2 protein-coding genes are annotated in these 1,401 nt (G+C 37.5%); both read right to left on the minus strand.

Features of this window, described 5'->3' with window-relative positions; genetic code table 11:
- Positions 1-740, minus strand: a 740-nt coding sequence (locus H5072_RS19495; protein WP_182694514.1) for a M28 family peptidase, incomplete at its 3' end; no start/stop codon positions are given.
- 174 nt (positions 741-914) lie between these two features.
- Positions 915-1,401, minus strand: a 487-nt coding sequence (locus H5072_RS19500) for a hypothetical protein (RefSeq protein WP_259396000.1), incomplete at its 5' end; no start/stop codon positions are given.

The raw sequence follows: 1,401 nt of genomic DNA on the forward strand, positions 1-1,401 counted from the left end.
TCTGAAAATATACGCGCAGTTGTATTATCAGTTACCCCATTAATACCGGTAATATTGCCAATCATATCGTTGTTTAAAACGCCATGAACTTGCCAGTCATGCTTTTGCGCATAAGCCGTTAATATTTTTCCACCAAACAAACCCTGCTCTTCGCCCGAAAGCGCCGCGTAAACTACCGAACCATTAAATTTGTATTTACTTAAAACACGAGCAGCTTCAATTACTCCCGCTACACCTGATGCGTTATCATTTGCCCCAGGTGAATCACTCGTAAAGTCCATAACATCACTTACACGAGAATCTATATCACCCGACATAATCACCATGCGATTAGGTTCGCTTGACCCTCGTTGAATAGCCACAATGTTAACTACTTCAACAGGATTAGGAATGCGTTTTTCGCCCGATATAGTGTCCTTTACTTCAATGATTTCCAAACAACCGCCACACTGCGCGGATATTTTTTCAAATTCATTTTTTATCCAGCGCCTAGCCGCACCAATGCCTCGAGTATCCGATTTAGTTTCTGAAAGCGTATGGCGAGTACCGAAATCCACCAGCGTTTGAATGTCACTACCAATACGTTCGGCTGATACTTGAGCTGCTATATCATGTAATTTTTGCTGTTCTGTGTATTGAAGTTGTGTTTTCCCATGTGCTGATAATGCAAGTGTGCAGGCGCCTGCAATTGCAGTAAATTTAAGTAACGTTGTTGTGATTTTCAAAGGTGTTTTAAGCATCTATTAGCTCCTAATTATTATAGTGTAACCATTACTTAACTAAGATTTTATGGCAATACATTTGAGGTAGATGCAGAAAGGAGCACGCTAAAGCGCATTTACAAGAGGTTATTAGGATAGTAAAAAGCCCACTACCTTTTATAGGTACTGGGCCAAAATTTATTATGCATACTTTTAATGAGTGGTTTTAATATCAAATTCTTTCAAAAAGGCCTCATGTCCTCCTAAGCTTGCAAGCACACCAGCAGAAAACATAAATATTAATACAAATGCTAAACAGCTCAAAAACTCCGAACTATTTTCAGGCTTAATATAGTAGTTAAGTAAAAAACCACTCAACACACCTATAAAAGCTATTTTGCTAAATAAAAAGTAACTCGGGATCTCAAATGCCCAAACTGAGGTATTGTTTACAAACTGCCTATATCCATACGTCATAAAAGCCAACATACCAACAATACTAATTGCAAAAGTAGACACTGTGGTTAATACGCTCATATTTTTATAAATAAGCACATACCCTAATCGTAAAGAATAGATAAATACCGCAAACCACGCTAAAACAGCAGGCCCTAGAATCAATCCCATTTCCAATCCTTGAATAACGTCTAAGTAATTAATTGCTAATACAATATTATATTTAGAGGTTAAATTACAAACC

The sequence above is a fragment of the Pseudoalteromonas sp. SR45-5 genome, assembly GCF_014163565.1.
GTDB lineage: Bacteria > Pseudomonadota > Gammaproteobacteria > Enterobacterales > Alteromonadaceae > Pseudoalteromonas > Pseudoalteromonas distincta.